We start from the raw sequence: 15,421 nt of genomic DNA on the forward strand, positions 1-15,421 counted from the left end.
CCCGGGGTCGTGCTGCGCTGCCACGACCGGTTGATGTCCGATCGTGTGGATATGGCATTGCTTTCATGTTGTTCTACGTGGGATCAGTTGACAAGTCAAGGCTTCGCGGTGACTCTGATCACCGGATGCACCATTGTCGTTGCGTCGCCCCAGTCACCTACGACGGAGCTCGCCGGCGGCACGAACCCCGCCCAGCCCGAGCAGACAGTGAGGTCCCGATGTCCACCACGCCGACCGGAACCCGGCTCTCCCCGGACGCCCTGACGGGGGCGACCGTCTTCACCGGGACGCCGGTGGTCCCCGGCGTGGCCGCCGGCCCGGTCGTGCGTCCCGTCGGGTCCGTCGAGCTGCCGCCCGCCGAGGGCCCTGTCGTCCCGGAGCAGCAGCGCGGAGCCGAGAAGGAACGGTTCACCACGGCGGCCGACGCGGTGGCCGCGCGGCTGGCCTCCCGGGCTTCGGCGGCGACCGGGGTGAGCGCCGAGGTGCTGAACACCACGGCCCAGCTGGCCCGCGACCGGGGGCTGCTCTCGGCCGTGGAGCAGCGCATCGGCGACGGCTCCTCGGCGGAGGCCGCCACCGTGGGCGCCGCGGCACAGTTCGTCGACCTGTTCGTCGGCCTGGGCGGCGTGATGGCGGAGCGGGCCACCGACGTGCGCGACGTCCGGGACCGGATCGTCGCCGAGCTGACCGGCCAGGGGGAGCCGGGGGTCCCCGCGCCGGAGACGCCATCGGTGCTGCTGGCCGACGACCTCGCCCCGGCCGACACCGCCGGCCTGGACCCCTCCCGGATCATCGCGCTGGCCACCCGGCTGGGCGGTGCCACGAGCCACACCGCGATCATCGCGCGCCAGCTCGGGCTGCCGTGCGTGGTGGGCGTCGGCGGGCTCTCCGACGTCCCCGAGGGGTCGTTCGTGCTCGTCGACGGCGAGCAGGGCACCGTCACCGTCGACCCCGACCCGGAGGAGGCCCGCACCCGGGTCGCCGCCGCACAGGAGGCCGCTGCCGCGCTCGCCGGGTACCGCGGCCCGGGCACGACCCGCGACGGTCACCTCGTCCAGGTGCTGGCCAACGTGCAGGACGGCGCCGGCGCCCGGGCCGCGGCGGCCGCGCACGCCGAGGGGGTCGGCCTGCTCCGCACCGAGCTCGCCTTCTTCGGCCGCACCGAGGAGCCGACGGTCGAGGAGCAGGCGGACATCTACGCGGGCGTCTTCGAGGCCTTCCCCGGCGGGAAGGTGGTGCTCCGCACGCTGGACGCCGGCTCGGACAAGCCGCTGCCGTTCGCCACCCCGCCGAACGAGGCCAACCCGGCCCTCGGCGTCCGCGGGCTGCGCACCGCCCGCCGCGACCCCGGCCTGCTCACCCACCAGCTGGACGCGGTCGCCCAGGCGGCGAGTCGTACCGGTGCCGAGCCGTGGGTGATGGCCCCGATGGTGGCCACCGTGGCCGAGGCGGCGGAGTTCGCTGCCCAGGTGCGGGAGCGGGGCATGGTGCCGGGCGTCATGGTGGAGGTGCCCTCGGTCGCCGTGCTCGCCGACCGGTTCCTGGAGCACCTGGACTTCCTGTCGATCGGCACCAACGACCTGTCGCAGTACACCCTCGCCGCCGACCGGCTCTCCGCCGACCTGGCCGACCTGACCGACCCGTGGCAGCCAGCGCTGCTGGCGCTCGTGCAGGCGACCGCGGCGGCCGGTCAGCGCGCCGGGAAGGCCGTGGGGGTCTGCGGCGAGGCGGCCGCCGACCCGATGCTGGCGTGCGTGCTGGTCGGCATGGGGATCACCTCGCTGTCCTGCGCCGCCTCGTCGGTGGCCGGGGTGGGCGCACGACTGGCGACGGTGGACCTGGCGACGTGTCAGCGGGCTGCCGAGGCCGCCCTCGCCGCGGCCGACCCGCAGTCCGCGCGCGCTGCGGTGCGTGAGGTGCTCGCCGCCGGCTGATGCGGGGTCAGCTCAGCGCCCCGTCGGTCCGCAACGGACCGGCGGGGCGCCGTCGTCTCCGGGTGAGGGCGCTCACCCAGCGGAGGTGACCGACTGCACTCCGTTGGTGCTGGACAAGTGGCGCCTGGGTGAAGGATCCATGGCCGGTACCCCCTTCGAGTGAAGATTTCGTCGGAACCTTCAGCGACACGGCCTTAGATCCGTTGGAATAGATGTCGCCTTGCCTGGTTTAATACAGGCGTAACACCCACTCAGGACCCCCGGAAGAAGGCAGTGACATGAGCAGCGTGACCTCCAGCTGGCGTCAGCGTCGGCAGGCGTCGCGTACGCGGCGGGCAGTGGATGCCGCCGTCGCCCGCACCAGCAGCCCCGCGATGCGCGACGAGCTGCTGACCCTGGCCAACAGCAGCCAGTTCAACAACGTCCTGCGCTGACGACCCACCGTCCTCGACGACGAGGGCGGACGCAGGCACGCACCGTGACCCCGGACTCCCATGGGAGCCGGGGTCCTCTGCTGTGTGGGGCGCTCAGGGACCCTGTCGGTGACGCTCTTGCGGTGCCGCCGGCGCTCTAGCGGTGCTGCACGGCCACCAGGGCGCGCAGAAGTGCGCAAGAGCCACGCTGAATGCTGTACGCGTCCCTAGTCGCGGAGGCGGGACCGCAGGGCTGCCTGCTCGTCGGCGCCGAAGCCGTGCTGCTCCAGCCAGCCGACCGGGCCGCCCCAGCGCTCGTCGAGGATCTCCAGCACCCGGCGCATCGACTCCGCCCGCGGGGTGTGGCTGGCGACGTCGCGCCGGGTCATGTCCTCGGCGTAGGTGGGGCTGCTGGCCAGCTTGGCGACGAGTGCGTCGATGATCTCGGCGGTCTGCGCGTAGTCGGCGATGATCGCCTCCGGCGTCACCCCGGCCACGGCGAGCGCCAGCGCGCAGACCACGCCGGTCCGGTCCTTGCCCGCGGCGCAGTGCACCACAGCCGCGCCGGGGCCGCCGGCGGCCAGTGACCGGACCGCGGCCAGCACGTTGTCGGTGCCGTCGGACAGGTAGCCGAGGTAGGAGCGGACGGCGGGCGGCTCGCCCTCGTCCCCGGGCGCGACCTGGCGGGGGAGCAGCGACTCCGCCCAGTCGGCCGGCAGCTGCGCCCGGATCTCCTCGTCGCTCTCCTCGGCGGCGAAGACGTCCGTGCGCATCCCCCGCTCGGGCAGCAGGGTGAAGTGCCGGTGGGTGACCGTCTCGACGTCGCGCAGCGGGCTCCGCCCCTCCAGCAGGATCTCGGCGGTGGTCCGCAGGTCGACGACCTCGGTCAGCCCCACCTCCTCGACCAGCGCGGAGACGTCGGCCGCGCTGAGGGTCTGCAGGTTGTCGCTGCGCAGGACCCGGCCGAACTGCGTCGTCCCGCCGTCGGTGGTGGGCAGCCCGCCCAGGTCACGGGTGTTCGTCGTCCCGTCCAGGTGCAGCCAGCGGTCGGTGCGGGTGGAGGTCACCCCTCCGACGGTAGAGGCTCCTCGGCCCGCAGGCAGCCCGTGCCCGGTGGCCCATCCCCTGGACTGCCGCAGCCTCCCGTCCTAGCGTCACACCATGGCCAGCAAGGACCTGCGGTGCCGGCTGGGGCTCCACGCTTACGTGTCCGCGCACCCGGTCGACGAGCGGGTCCGCGGCCCGGCGCAGAAGGTGTGCCGCCGGTGCGGGAAACGGCCGGGGTCGCCGACCGAGGACGTCCCGCCAGCCTTCTTCGGCTGACTGGGAAAGGGCCCGTCAGGCGCCGAGCAGGGCGGCACAGACGGCCAGCAGCCGCGTCCGCAGCACGGCGCCGCGATCGGCGAAGGCGCGCTGGGCGGTGCCGTACTCGGCCTTGCCCTCCGGCGTCTCCACCGCGACGGGTGCGTACCCATGGCTCGTGAGGTCGTACGGGGAGGCGCGCATGTCCAGCTCGCGGACGTCGGTGGCCAGCGCGAAGCAGTCGGCCAGCAGCTCGCCGGGCACCGCGGGGCTGAGCTTGTAGGCCCACTTGTAGAGGTCCATCGTGGCGTGCAGGCAGCCCGGCTGCTCCAGCTGCTGCTGGGTCTCCCGGGTCGGCGTCAGCGTGTTCCGCGGGGCACCGGCGCGGGTGAAGAACCGGAACGCGTCGATGTGGCTGCACTGCACCCGGTGCGACTCGACGACGGCGTCGGTGCCGGCCTGCCCCAGCCGCAGCGGCAGCTGCTCGTGCCGCACCTCGCCCTCGCCCGGCCGGTAGAGCATCGCCCACTCGTGCATCCCGAAGCAGCCGAACTGGCCCGGCCGGCCGGCCGTCCCGCGCAGCAGACCCTCGACCCAGCCGACCGACGCCCGCCGCTTGGCCAGGAACGTCGGCACGTCGAGCCCGACCCCGCGCACCGGCTCTCCCGCGGCGTCCCGGGCGTCGACCTCCGCGTAGAACGGCCAGCCCAGCCGCTCGGCGGCGGCCGCGCCGGTCAGCACTTCGCCGACCCCCGGGTGCCACCGGCGCAGCCGGCCCGGCGTCTCGGAGTAGTAGGTGAAGAGGAAGTCCAGCACCGGGTGCGCGACCCCGGCCCGGCGGCGCTCCTGGTGCGGCGCCAGCCAGGTGTCCATCCGCTGCTGGTGGGCCGCAGCCCGGGTCGCCCACGCCGCCTCCGGCAGCACCGTCGGAGCAGGGGCGAGCAGCGGGAGCACCGGCCCAGGGTAGGCGCGTGCAGCGCGGACCCCTGACACCTGTCACCGCTCGGCCGTGCACCGGCGGGGAGAAGTCGTGCACCCAGGCACCTGTGCCGGCCGCTGTCCGGCGGCACCGTGAGGAGTGCGTCCGACAGACCGGCCCGACGGCGGCCGGCGGCGCACCGAGGAGGTCGACCGTGCACCCCAGCGCCCCACCCGTGCTCCCACCTGCGACCGTCGAGGTCGCTCCGGCGATCGAGGTCCGTGACCTGCGGCGCAGCTACGGCGCCTTCGAGGCGGTCCGGGGCGTCTCCTTCGAGGTGAACCCCGGGGAGGTGCTCGCCCTCCTGGGGGTCAACGGTGCCGGCAAGACCTCCGCCCTGGAGGTGCTGGAGGGGCTCGCCGACGCGGGCGGCGGGACGGTCCGGGTGCTGGGCATGGACCCGGTCACGGAGCGGGCCCGGGTCCGCCCGCACCTGGGCGTGTTGCTGCAGAGCAGCGGCCTGCCCGGCGACCTCACCGTCGCCGAGACCCTGCGCACGTGGGCCGGCACGTTGACCGCACCCCGGCCGGTCGAGGAGGCCTTGACCCAGGTCGGCCTGACCGGCCGCGCCGACGTCCGGGTGCGCAGCCTCTCCGGGGGTGAGCGACGGCGTCTGGACCTCGCGCTGGCCCTGCTCGGCCGGCCCGACGTCGTCGTCCTCGACGAGCCGACCACCGGGCTGGACCCGGAGTCCCGACGGCAGGTCTGGGAGCTGGTCCAGGGGCTCGTGGCCGACGGCGCCGCGGTGCTGCTGACCACCCACCACCTGGAGGAGGCCGAGGAGCTTGCCGACCGGGTCGCGATCATGCGCGGCGGGCAGATCGTGCTGTCCGGCACCCAGGCCGAGATCGCCGAGACCCAGCCGGCGACCATCCGGTTCACCCTCGACGACGACGCCCCCGCGCCGCCGGTGCCCGCCGGCGCGCAGGTGGTCACCCAGGGCCGGCGGGTCGAGTGGCACACCCGTGCGCTGCAGCCGGTGCTCGCCGAGCTCCTGGCCTGGGCCGCCGAGCACGGGGTCGTCCTGCGGACCCTGCTGGCCCGCGCGGGCTCGTTGGAGCAGGCCTTCCTCGCCGTCGCCGACGGCACCGACCCGCACCCCACCGACCCGCGCCCCACCACGGAGGAGAACCGATGAGCGCCGCCACCCTCGACCGCCCCACGACCGGGCCCTCCCGGCTCTCCCGCGCCTGGTCGCTGGCCTCCGCCGAGACCCGGCTGCTGGTCCGCAACCGGACCGCCCTGGTGAACTCGGTCCTCCTGCCCCTGCTGTTCGTCGCGGCCGTCCCGGCCCTGGGCCTCGACGACGGCGAGTTCCCCTACGGTGCCCGGCTGCTGGTGACCGCTGTCGGCATCAGCCTGGTGATGGTCACCTACTACAACCTGGTGACCACCTACGTGGCCCGCCGGGAGGACCTGGTGCTGCAACGGATGCGCACCGGGGAGCTGACCGACGTCGAGGTGCTGGCCGGCACCGCTGCGCCCACCGTGTTCGTCACGCTCGGCCAGGTGGCGGTCATCGCCGCGGGCGTGGTGGTGCTCGGTGAGTGGTCGGCCCCCGCCGACGTCGTCCTGCCGCTGGTCGCCCTGCTCGCGGGGACGCTGCTGATGGTCGTGCTGGCCGCGGCGAGCACGAGCTTCACCCGGACGCCGGAGTCCGCGCAGATCACCACGTTGCCGATCATCGTGGTCTCCACCGGGCTGTCCGGCGTCTTCTACCCACTGTCCGTCTTGCCCGAGGCGCTGGGCGAGATCGCCCGGTTCCTGCCGCTCACCCCGGTCGTCGAGCTGCTGCAGCTGGGCCTGGCCGGCCAGACCTGGCAGGGCGACCCGGTCGACGGCAGCGTCTGGCCGCACGCCGCCGTCCCGCTGGCGGTGCTCGCCGGCTGGCTTGTCGTGGGTGCGGTCGCCGCCCGGCGCGGGTTCCGGTGGGCTCCCCGCCGGTGAGGTCCCGCCCCCGGGACGGTCGGTACGGCAGCATGACCGCCGTGCCGACCGTCTCCCGCTGGTGGAACAGCCGGACGGCGCCGCAGCGGATCGACCTCTACACGCGCTGGTCCTTCTACGTCTTCCTGGCCGGGCTGCCGGTGCTCGCCCTCGCGGTGGTGGGTGCGGCGGTCGAGGGGGCGGCGCCGACGGAGGGTTCCTGGCTGTTCGTCGCTGGATCCGTCGCCACCGCGGCGGCGGCGGTGCAGCTGACCCGGCGGGGGTTGGCGGCGCACCTGGCCGCACGGCCGCTCCCCGGGCGGCTCGCCGTCCTGGCGTTCTGCGTCGCGGGGGCGACGGCAGCCGGCGGGGTCTGGGCGTTCGCCGACCGCGAGGCGTCGGTCGCGGTGCCGTGGTCGGTCACCCTGCCCCTCGGCGCGGTGCTCATCGCCTGCTCGACGGTCTGGAGCACCCGGCAGCTCACCCCGTACGCGGTGGGCATCGGGGTGCTCAGCGGCTTCGTCACCTCGCTGAGCGACGCGCACCCTGCCGCGGCCGTCGTGCAGGGCGTGGTGATGGCGACGGCGGTCCTCTTCGTGGTCCTGGCCTTCCGGTTCACCGTCTGGGTGCTCGACGTGGTGCTGGAGATGGAGCGAAGCCGCGGCGTGCAGCTGCAGCTGGCGGTGGCCGAGGAGCGGTTGCGGTTCTCCCGCGACCTGCACGACGTCATGGGCCGCAACCTCTCCGCGATCGCGGTCAAGAGCCAGCTGGCCGGGGAGCTCGTGCGCCGGTCCCGGCCGGAGGCGGCCGACGAGGTCGCCGACATCAGCCGGATCGCCGAGGAGTCGCTGAAGGAGGTCCGGGAGGTGGTGCGTGGCTACCGCAGCACCGATCTCACCGGCGAGCTGGCCGGCGCACGCTCGGTGCTGCGCGCGGCGGGCGTCGAGTGCGCGGTGCACGGCGAGGACGGCGCCGGCGGCCTGCCCGAACCGGTGCAGGCGGCGCTGGGCTGGGTGGTGCGGGAGACGGTCACCAACGTGCTGCGGCACAGCCGGGCCGGCGAGTGCACGATCGCACTGGACAGCGGGAGCGGGGAGGTGCGGTTGACGGTGAGCAACGACGGGGTCTCCGGCGAGCCGGGCACGGGGAACGGGCTCATCGGCCTGCGGGAGCGGCTGAGCGGCGCCGGTGGGACGCTGCGCGCCGCCCGGGACGGCGACCGGTTCACCGTCACCGCCACGGTGCCCATCGGGGGTGCGGCGTGATCCGGGTGCTGCTCGCCGACGACGAGAACCTGGTCCGCTCCGCCTTCGCCGCCCTGCTCGGCCTGGAGGACGACCTCGAGGTGGTCGCCCAGGCCTCCTCCGGCGCCGAGGCGCTGGCGATGGCCCGGGCACACACGCCGGACGTCGCCGTCCTGGACCTGCAGATGCCCGACCGCGACGGGATCAGCGTGGCCGGCGAGCTGGCCACGCTGTTGCCCGGCTGCGGGTCGGTGATCGTGACCGGTCACGGGCGGCCGGGGCACCTCAAGCGCGCCCTGGAGGCCGGGGTCCGCGGGTTCCTGCCGAAGACGGTCAGCGCCGCCGTGCTCAGCGACGTCGTGCGCACCGTGCACCGCGGCGGGCGCTACGTCGACCCTGAGCTGGCCGCCGAGGCGATCAGCGCCGGGGACAGCCCGTTGACGCCCCGCGAGGCCGACGTCCTGGAGCTGGCCGCCGGGGGCGCACCCGTCGAGGAGATCGCCGTCCGGGCCCACCTGTCGCCGGGGACGGTGCGCAACCACCTGTCGGCGGCATCGGCCAAGCTGGGAGCGCCGAACCGGCACGCAGCCGTGGAGACGGCGCGCCGGCACGGCTGGATCTGACGGCCCCTCTGCAGGGGCCCGCCGCGAGCTCGCGAGCGGTGGGGGGCAGAGGGGTCCTTCTTCAGTCGTTGCCGGGGCGGGCGACCGAGTCCTCGCGCTGGGCGGCGTCGTCGGTGAGCAGGACGGTGTCCTTCTCGCCGCCGTCCCCGCGGTCGTGGCCGGGGGTCCCGTCGACCAGGTCGCCCTCCGGGTCGGAGGTCGCCGGGGAGTCGTGGTAGCCGCTGCTGGTGGGTTCGGTCATGGGGTGGACCTCTCGATCAGGGGATCAGGACGGGTCGGCGCGCTGCGCCAGCGAGGGCTCGGTGGAGGTGCGTTCCGGCTGGAGGTCGTCGCTCTCCGCGTCCCGTGCCAGCGCGGCGTCCCGGGTCAACGGGACGCCTTCCCGGGTGCCGGTCTCGTTCGTGTCCTCGGCACCGGTGCCCAGATCGCTGTTGTCACCCGTTCCGGAAGCCGTGGGCACGTCCTGCTGGATGCGGCCGCTGCCGCCGGGGTCGCTCATCGCTGGTCTCCTCGCGTGGACGTCGTCCTCCGCCCATGCCCGCGATCCCCCGGGCCCATGCACCGCCGGCCGCCTCCGGTCCGCCTCAGAACGCGGCCTCGTCGACGTCCATGAGCGCGTTGTCGGTGTGCTCGACGATGAACCGCTCGCTGGTCAGCGCGGGCAGCACCTGGGCGCAGAAGAACCGGGTGGCGGCGAGCTTGCCCGCGTAGAAGTGCCGGTCGGACTCCGACACCTCGCCGGCCAGCGCGGTCAGCGCGACCTCGGACTGGCGGACGAGCAGCCAGGCGGTGATCAGGTCACCGGTGGCCAGCAGCAGCCGGGAGGTGTTCTGGCCGACCTCGTAGAGCTTGCGCATGTCGGTCTGGGCCGCGCCGAGCTGACCGAACATCGCGGTCAGCATGCCCTGGACGTCGCCGAGCGCGGTCGCCAGCAGCGCCCGCTCCTCCTTGAGCCGCCCGTTGCCGGCCTCGGCCGTGATCGTCCCCTGGACCTGCTCGGCCAGCCAGGTCAGCGCGACCCCGCCGTCCCGGACGACCTTGCGGAAGAAGAAGTCCTGGCCCTGGATGGCCGTGGTGCCCTCGTAGAGGGTGTCGATCTTGGCGTCCCGGATGTACTGCTCGATCGGGTGGTCCTGCAGGTAGCCCGAGCCGCCGAGCGTCTGCAGCGACTCGGCGGTGAGCAGCTGGGTGGCCCGCTCGGAGCCGTGGCCCTTGACGATCGGCAGCAGCAGGTCGTTGACCTTGGCGGCGAGGACGGCCTCGGGGCTGTCGGCCGTGCCGGCGGCCTCGGCCTCCATGACCTGGTCGCGGAAGGTGGCGGTGTACAGGTAGAGAGCGCGCAGACCCTCGGCGTAGGCCTTCTGCAGCATCAGCGAGCGCCGGACGTCGGGGTGGTGGGTGATGGTGACCCGCGGGGCGTCCTTGGCCGTCGCGGTGAGGTCGGCCCCCTGCACGCGCTCCTTGGCGTAGGCCAGGGCGACCTGGTAGCCGGCGGAGAGGGTCGCGATCGCCTTGGTGCCGACGAACATCCGGGCGTACTCGATCACCCGGAACATCTGGGCGATGCCGTCGTGCACGTCGCCGACCAGCCAGCCCTGGGCCGGCACCGGGCCGTCACCGAAGGACAGCTCGCAGGTGGTGGAGACCTTGAGCCCCATCTTCTTCTCCACGCCGGTCACGTACACGCCGTTGCGCTCGCCGAGCGCGCCGGTGGTCAGGTCCACGTGGAACTTGGGGACGACGAAGAGCGACAGGCCCTTGGTGCCCGGCTTGGCGCCCTCGGGCCGGGCCAGCACCAGGTGGACGATGTTGTCACTGAGGTCGTGCTCGGCGGAGGTGATGAACCGCTTCACGCCGGTGAGGTGCCAGGAGCCGTCGGGCTGCTGCACCGCCCTCGTCCGCCCGGCGCCGACGTCGGAGCCGGCCTCGGGCTCGGTGAGCACCATGGTGGCGCCCCAGAGGTGCTCGATCATCAGCTCGGCCAGCCGCTGCTGGTCCGGGGTGCCGAGGGAGTGCAGGATCGCCGCGAACGTGGGGCCGGACCCGTACATGAACGCGGCCGGGTTGGCGCCGAGCATCATCTCGAAGGCGGCCCACCGCAGGCTGAACGGTGCGCCGAACCCGCCGAGCTCGTCGGGCAGGTCCAGCCGCCACCACTCACCGGCGTTGACCGCCCGGACCGACGCCTTGAACGACTCGGGCAGCGTCACCGAGTGCGTCGCCGGGTCGAACACCGGCGGGTTGCGGTCGGCGTCGGTGAAGGAGTCGGCGAGCGGGCCCTCGGCGAGCCGCCGGACCTCGGCCAGCACCCCGCGGGCGGTCTCGGCGTCCATCTGCTCGAACGGCCCGGTGCCGAACCTGTCCTTGCTGCTCTGGAACTCGAACAGGTTGAACTCGAGGTCGCGCAGGTTCGCCGTGTAGTGGCCCATGGGGGTGCTCCCGTGCTCGCCGATCGGACGCGAGCAGGTCGTACTCGCGGGTAACAAGACCGTATTACCGGCCGGTAACCACGGCAAGCACCCCGGCCGCAGCTCGCCCCGCGGGGTCAGTCCGCCGGGGGGGCGTCGGGCTCGGTCTCCGGTGGCGGGTACACCGGGCCGGCCATGCCGTCGGCGCCGTCGTCCCCCGGGGTGGGGGAGACGGCGCCGCCCAGGGGCGCCACATCGTGCTCGGCCTGGCCGTGCTCGTCCGGCCGGTCCTGCGGGGAGCTGGTCATGCCCCGAGTCTCGACTGCAGGGCGTCCGGCGGCGAGCCGGGCGGCTCAGCCGTCCAGGGCCGGCCCGGCCTCGTGGCGGGGGTGCCCTGACGTGCGCTCGCGCTGCTTCATCCGGGCCTCGAACACGTGCCGCTCACCGTCGCTCAGCTCGTCCCGGGCGCGCTGGTCGAAGGCTCGGTAGGTGCTCCAGTAGTTCGCGTCGTAGTCCTCGACGAGCTGGAAGGTCCACCGGTCGGCGACCACGTTGCGGCCGACGAGGTCGCGCTCGAGGTCGTCGGCCAGCTCGGCGTGCCCGGCGTCCCGGAGGCCGGCGACGGCGTCCTGGAGGAGCAGGTCGGCCTTGCCGGTGAGCTGGTGGAAGCCGTACAGCAGGCCGCGGGCCTGCTCGACGGTCTCGAGGGACTCGGAGAGCTTGCCCAGGGCGGCGACGGTGGCCTCGTCGAGGTCCGGGCGCGAACGGTCGGTCACCGGTCCATCGTGCGGGTGGGGGCGCCGGTCTGCCCGTCGGTCCTTCTTCAGGCGGTGGCGATGGCCGCGTCGATCAGCTTCTCGGCCAGCTGGCGCCCGTGCGAGGCGGGACCGTCGGGGCCGAGCAGGCCGCCGGAGAGGTACATCCCGTCGATGATCAGGTGCACCTGTGCGGCGAGGTCGTCACCGCCGCCGGGGATGAGCTGGTCGGCCAGGCCCTCGAGCCGGGCGTGCAGCTCGAACTTGTAGTCGGCGGCCGCGCTGCGGGCCGGGTGCTGCGGGTCGTCGTACTCGCTGCTGACGTTGGTGAACGGGCAGCCCCGGAACCCGACCCGGGTGACGTCGGCCTCGACGGCGTCGACCACCGAGAGCAGCGCGGCCCGCGGGTCGTCCTGGCGCTCGTCCAGCTCGGCGTCGATGTAGGCCAGCACGGTGGCTGCCTTGCGCGAGAGGTAGGCGCCGACCAGGTCGTCCTTGCTCTTGAAGAGCCGGTAGACCGTCATCTTGCCCAGGCCGGTCTCGCGGACGAGCTCGTCCATCCCCACGCTGCGCGAGCTGCGCGCCGAGAAGAGGCGCTCGGCCGTGTCCAGGACGATCTCCTGCCGTTCCGCGCGGGAGCGACGGGCCGGCAGGGCGCCGTCCTCGGGTGCGTGGAGGGGGAGGGCTGCGGCGGTCACGGTCTGATCGTGCAGCACGTCGTGACGGAGCGGTCCACGGCACGCCGAGGGGTGCAGGCCCCTGACCAGCACCTCCGGGGCGGGAGGGGCACCCCGGGGCGGCGGGGACCGTGAGGCGGTTGTGACTCTCCGCGGTGACACTCGGCGTGGGGAGCCGGCCGGGCGTGATCAGGGGCGGCGGGTGCGCCGGGGGTTGGCCAGCATCCGGGCGACCGCCGCCTGCTGCGGGGTCTGCTCCTCACCGGAGGCGGGGGTGTCGTCGAGCTGCTGGTCGCGTGGGTCCTCGTGCATGTCCTCAGCCTCCCCTGCCGGGCGGGCCGGAAAACGGCCGCGGACCAGGTCGACCCCCATCGGGTGGTGAGACCTCGCTCACCTGGTGCGGTCGGGGACCAGCAGGGGCACGTCCAGCACCGGGGCGGAGGTCTCCCGCGGCACGCGCTCCCAGGTGAGGAGGAGGGTCACCGCCCAGGTCAGGACGGCGAGGGTGGTCACGAAGAAGCTCGGCGGCAGGTTCACCATCGCTGAGAGCACCAGGCCTGACCAGACGCTGCCCAGGGCGATGGCCACGGCGATCGCGGCCACCAGCCCGGGCCGGGCGGTCATCCGCAGCGCCGCCGCGGCCGGGGTCACCACCAGCGCGAACAGCAGCAGGGTGCCCACCACCTGCACGGCCATCGTGATGGTCAGCGCGAGCAGGACGACGAAGGCCACGCCCAGGGCCCGGACCGGGACCCCGCGGGCCTCGGCCACGGTCGGGTCCACCGAGGCGAAGACGAGGGGCCGGGCGATGACCGCCAGCACGCCGACCACCAGCACGGTGAACCCGCCGAAGACCCACAGCTGCTCGCGGGAGATGGCCAGCAGGTTCCCGAACAGCACGGTCGTGGTGCTGCTGGCGTTCGCGGTGGCCAGCGAGGCGAAGAGCACGCCCAGGCCGGTGGCGAAGGCGAGGATCGTGCCGGTGGCCACCTCCCGGTCGGCCACCCGCTTCCCGAACAGCCCGATCAGCAGCCCCCCGCCGACGCAGAAGACCGCCAGGCCCAGCGTCACCGGCGCGCCGACCAGGATGGCGCCGGTCGCGCCGGGGAAGCCGATGTGGGCCAGGGCGTGGGCGGCGAAGGCGTTCTGTCGGGTGACGACGAACCAGCCCATCAGCCCGGCGGCCAGCGCGACCATCGAACCGCCGAGCAGGGCGTGCTGCATGAACGTGGTCTGCAGCACCTGCAGCCAGTTCTCCTGGAAGGTGACCACGGCTCAACCGCCCCGGGTGAAGAGATCGCCCTGCGCGGTGCGCACCACCCGGACCGGGGTGCCGTACAGGTGGGTGAGCAGGTCCTCGGTGACGACGGCATCGATCGGGTCGTGGTGCGGGTGCCCGTCGAGCAGGTAGACGGCGTCGGTGAGCACGGGCAGCAGCGGGTTGAGGTCGTGCGCGACGACCATCACCGTGACCCGGCGCTCGCGGGTGAGCTCGCCGAGCAGCGCGACCACCTCGTGCTGGTTGCGCAGGTCCAGGTTGGCCAGCGGCTCGTCCAGCAGCAGCAGCTCGGCGTCGTCGACGATCGCCTGGGCGATCGCGACCCGCTGCTGCTGGCCGCCGGAGAGCTCCGACATCCGCCGGTCGGCGTAGCCGGCGGCGCCGACCCGGTCGAGCGCCTCGTCGACCCGGGCCCGCTCGGCGGCCGAGGCGCGGCGCAGCCCGAAGCGACCCCCGGTCAGGCCGAGCATGACCAGGTCGCGGGCGCGCACCGCCTCGCCCAGTGCGGCGGTGTAGTTCTGCGGCACGTAGCCGATCCGGCGGTCACCCCGGCTGGGGGTGCGGCCGAGCACCTCGACCCGCCCGCCGGCCGGGGGCAGCATGCCGAGGACGAGCTGGAACAGCGTGGTCTTCCCGGCGCCGTTGGGGCCGATGACCCCGACCACGGCGCCGGTGGGCACGGTGAGCGTGCCCTGCGACCAGACCAGCCGGCCGCCGCGGACCACCGAGACGTCGTCGAGGACGAGCGCCGGTGGCCGAGCGGCGAGCCGGTCGGCCGTCGGGACGTCTGTCACTGACCCCCACCGAGTGCGTTCGACAACTGCTGCAGCTGGTCCAGCTGCCAGGACACGAAGGACGACTCCCCGTCCGGCGCCGACTCGGTGACCTCGACGACCGGCACCCCGGCCGTCTCCGCCGCGGCGCGCAGCTGCTCGGGGACGCTGCCCTCCGTCTGAGAGTTGTACACCAGGACGTCGACCGAGCCGTCGGTCAGCGCCACCTCGAACGCGGCCACGTCGCCGGGGGCCGGGTCGGTCTCGTTGCTGGCGGCGTCCCGGTAGCCCTCGGGGGTGGCGTCGGTCAGGCCGATGGCCTCGGCGGTGTACTGGAACACGCTCTCCGTGGCGGCGTACGAGCGGCCGGCGGCGGAGGCCTGCAGGGCCGCCAGCTCGTCGAGGTAGGGCTGCAGGTCCGACTCCCAGGCCTCCGCCTGCTCGCCGAAGTGGTCGGCGGCGTCGGGCGACAGCTCGCTGAGCTGCTCGGTCACCGCAGCGGCGACGTCCTGCACGTGCTCCGGGGAGTACCACAGGTGCGGGTTGACCCCGCCGTGGCCGTGCTCCTCCTCGGCGTGCTCCTCCTCCGCGTGCTCCTCGTCCTCGGCGTGCTCCTCGCCCTCGATGCCGACCACCTCGGCCGCGTCGACGACGGCCGGTGCGGGGTCGAGGGTGGCGACGGCGTCGGCGGCCCAGTGGTCGTAGTCGGCACCGTTGAGCACGACCAGCTCGGCGTCGGTGAACGCGGCGATGTCGGCGGTCGTCGGCTCGTAGTCGTGCGGGTCGACGGCCGAGGAGGCGAGCACGGTGGTGACGTTGGCGCAGTCGCCGCCCAGCTGCTCGACGACGGAGCCCCACTGGCTCACCGAGACGACGACGTCGAGGACCTCGCCCGGGCAGGCGTCGGCGTCGGCCGCGCTGGTCGTGGTGCCCGCGCCGGCGCTGGATCCGCCACAGGCGGCCAGGGTCAGCGTGGCGGTGGCGGCCAGGGCGGTGAGCGCCGGGCGGCGGAACGGGGCGAGGCGGGGCACGGTGGGTCCTCACGGGAGCGGCTACTGGGAATGGTCTTCACAATCAGTATCACCCCAGCCGTGCGCTGCGTCGATGT

19 protein-coding genes are annotated in these 15,421 nt (G+C 74.0%); 7 read left to right on the forward strand and 12 right to left on the reverse strand.

From position 1 onward, the window contains the following. Window positions 1–218: 218 nt before the first annotated feature. On the forward strand, window positions 219–1,934 hold the full coding sequence (locus O2W18_RS13095) for a phosphoenolpyruvate--protein phosphotransferase (protein ID WP_269187962.1): 1,716 nt from the start codon (window positions 219–221) through the stop codon (window positions 1,932–1,934). Window positions 1,935–2,212: 278 nt separating this feature from the next. Continuing rightward, window positions 2,213–2,368 (forward strand): hypothetical protein, encoded by a 156-nt coding sequence (locus tag O2W18_RS13100; RefSeq protein ID WP_156119173.1) that lies wholly within the window; start codon window positions 2,213–2,215, stop codon window positions 2,366–2,368. A 206-nt stretch (window positions 2,369–2,574) separates the two neighbouring features. Here O2W18_RS13100 and O2W18_RS13105 read toward each other — a convergent pair whose 3' ends face one another. Beyond that, on the reverse strand, window positions 2,575–3,414 hold the full coding sequence (locus O2W18_RS13105) for a tyrosine-protein phosphatase (RefSeq protein WP_269187963.1): 840 nt from the start codon (window positions 3,412–3,414) through the stop codon (window positions 2,575–2,577). A gap of 94 nt (window positions 3,415–3,508) precedes the next feature. On the opposite strand from O2W18_RS13105, the gene O2W18_RS13110 reads away from it, so the two are divergent. Continuing rightward, entirely contained in the window at window positions 3,509–3,670 is a 162-nt protein-coding gene (locus tag O2W18_RS13110; RefSeq protein ID WP_269187964.1) for a hypothetical protein, read from the forward strand. Window positions 3,671–3,685: 15 nt separating this feature from the next. Here the strand turns inward: O2W18_RS13110 and O2W18_RS13115 are convergent, their stop codons facing one another. Next, complete coding sequence (locus O2W18_RS13115; RefSeq protein ID WP_269187965.1) at window positions 3,686–4,603, reverse strand: 3-methyladenine DNA glycosylase; 918 nt, start codon at window positions 4,601–4,603, stop codon at window positions 3,686–3,688. A gap of 179 nt (window positions 4,604–4,782) precedes the next feature. On the opposite strand from O2W18_RS13115, the gene O2W18_RS13120 reads away from it, so the two are divergent. The 4 genes from O2W18_RS13120 to O2W18_RS13135 are packed head-to-tail and all read left to right on the forward strand — an operon-like array spanning window position 4,783 to window position 8,421. Continuing rightward, window positions 4,783–5,766, forward strand: a complete 984-nt coding sequence (locus O2W18_RS13120; RefSeq protein WP_269187966.1) for an ABC transporter ATP-binding protein — start codon at window positions 4,783–4,785, stop codon at window positions 5,764–5,766. Then, on the forward strand, window positions 5,763–6,575 hold the full coding sequence (locus O2W18_RS13125) for an ABC transporter permease (RefSeq protein ID WP_269187967.1): 813 nt from the start codon (window positions 5,763–5,765) through the stop codon (window positions 6,573–6,575). Before O2W18_RS13120 ends, O2W18_RS13125 begins: the two co-directional genes overlap by 4 nt. A gap of 41 nt (window positions 6,576–6,616) precedes the next feature. Then, window positions 6,617–7,819, forward strand: a complete 1,203-nt coding sequence (locus tag O2W18_RS13130; RefSeq protein ID WP_269187968.1) for a sensor histidine kinase — start codon at window positions 6,617–6,619, stop codon at window positions 7,817–7,819. Continuing rightward, window positions 7,816–8,421, forward strand: a complete 606-nt coding sequence (locus tag O2W18_RS13135) for a response regulator transcription factor (protein ID WP_269170248.1) — start codon at window positions 7,816–7,818, stop codon at window positions 8,419–8,421. Before O2W18_RS13130 ends, O2W18_RS13135 begins: the two co-directional genes overlap by 4 nt. Window positions 8,422–8,482: 61 nt before the next feature. On the opposite strand, the gene O2W18_RS13140 is transcribed toward O2W18_RS13135, so the two are convergent. The 10 genes from O2W18_RS13140 to O2W18_RS13185 form a co-directional block, all read right to left on the reverse strand. Beyond that, window positions 8,483–8,662, reverse strand: coding sequence for a hypothetical protein (locus tag O2W18_RS13140; protein WP_222194542.1), 180 nt, complete (start codon window positions 8,660–8,662; stop codon window positions 8,483–8,485). A gap of 24 nt (window positions 8,663–8,686) precedes the next feature. Beyond that, complete coding sequence (locus O2W18_RS13145) at window positions 8,687–8,920, reverse strand: hypothetical protein (RefSeq protein ID WP_269170249.1); 234 nt, start codon at window positions 8,918–8,920, stop codon at window positions 8,687–8,689. A gap of 85 nt (window positions 8,921–9,005) precedes the next feature. After that, entirely contained in the window at window positions 9,006–10,850 is a 1,845-nt protein-coding gene (locus O2W18_RS13150; protein WP_269187969.1) for an acyl-CoA dehydrogenase, read from the reverse strand. A gap of 116 nt (window positions 10,851–10,966) precedes the next feature. Continuing rightward, window positions 10,967–11,137: a hypothetical protein gene (locus O2W18_RS13155; RefSeq protein WP_269187970.1), complete on the reverse strand. Its 171-nt coding sequence runs from the start codon at window positions 11,135–11,137 to the stop codon at window positions 10,967–10,969. 45 nt (window positions 11,138–11,182) lie between these two features. Then, the gene (locus tag O2W18_RS13160) at window positions 11,183–11,605 is read right to left on the reverse strand and encodes a hypothetical protein (protein WP_269187971.1); all 423 of its coding nucleotides are present in this window, start codon (window positions 11,603–11,605) and stop codon (window positions 11,183–11,185) included. 47 nt (window positions 11,606–11,652) lie between these two features. Beyond that, a complete protein-coding gene (locus tag O2W18_RS13165) occupies window positions 11,653–12,282 on the reverse strand; it encodes a TetR/AcrR family transcriptional regulator (RefSeq protein ID WP_269187972.1) in 630 nt (209 codons plus the stop codon). A 168-nt stretch (window positions 12,283–12,450) separates the two neighbouring features. Beyond that, entirely contained in the window at window positions 12,451–12,573 is a 123-nt protein-coding gene (locus O2W18_RS13170) for a hypothetical protein (RefSeq protein ID WP_269187973.1), read from the reverse strand. A gap of 78 nt (window positions 12,574–12,651) precedes the next feature. Continuing rightward, on the reverse strand, window positions 12,652–13,533 hold the full coding sequence (locus tag O2W18_RS13175) for a metal ABC transporter permease (RefSeq protein WP_269187974.1): 882 nt from the start codon (window positions 13,531–13,533) through the stop codon (window positions 12,652–12,654). Between the two features lie 3 nt (window positions 13,534–13,536). After that, a complete protein-coding gene (locus O2W18_RS13180; protein ID WP_269187975.1) occupies window positions 13,537–14,334 on the reverse strand; it encodes a metal ABC transporter ATP-binding protein in 798 nt (265 codons plus the stop codon). Next, window positions 14,331–15,344 (reverse strand): metal ABC transporter solute-binding protein, Zn/Mn family, encoded by a 1,014-nt coding sequence (locus tag O2W18_RS13185; RefSeq protein ID WP_269187976.1) that lies wholly within the window; start codon window positions 15,342–15,344, stop codon window positions 14,331–14,333. Before O2W18_RS13185 ends, O2W18_RS13180 begins: the two co-directional genes overlap by 4 nt. Window positions 15,345–15,421 lie beyond the last annotated feature (77 nt).

This window comes from Modestobacter sp. VKM Ac-2983, from assembly GCF_026967885.1.
Taxonomy (GTDB): domain Bacteria; phylum Actinomycetota; class Actinomycetes; order Mycobacteriales; family Geodermatophilaceae; genus Modestobacter.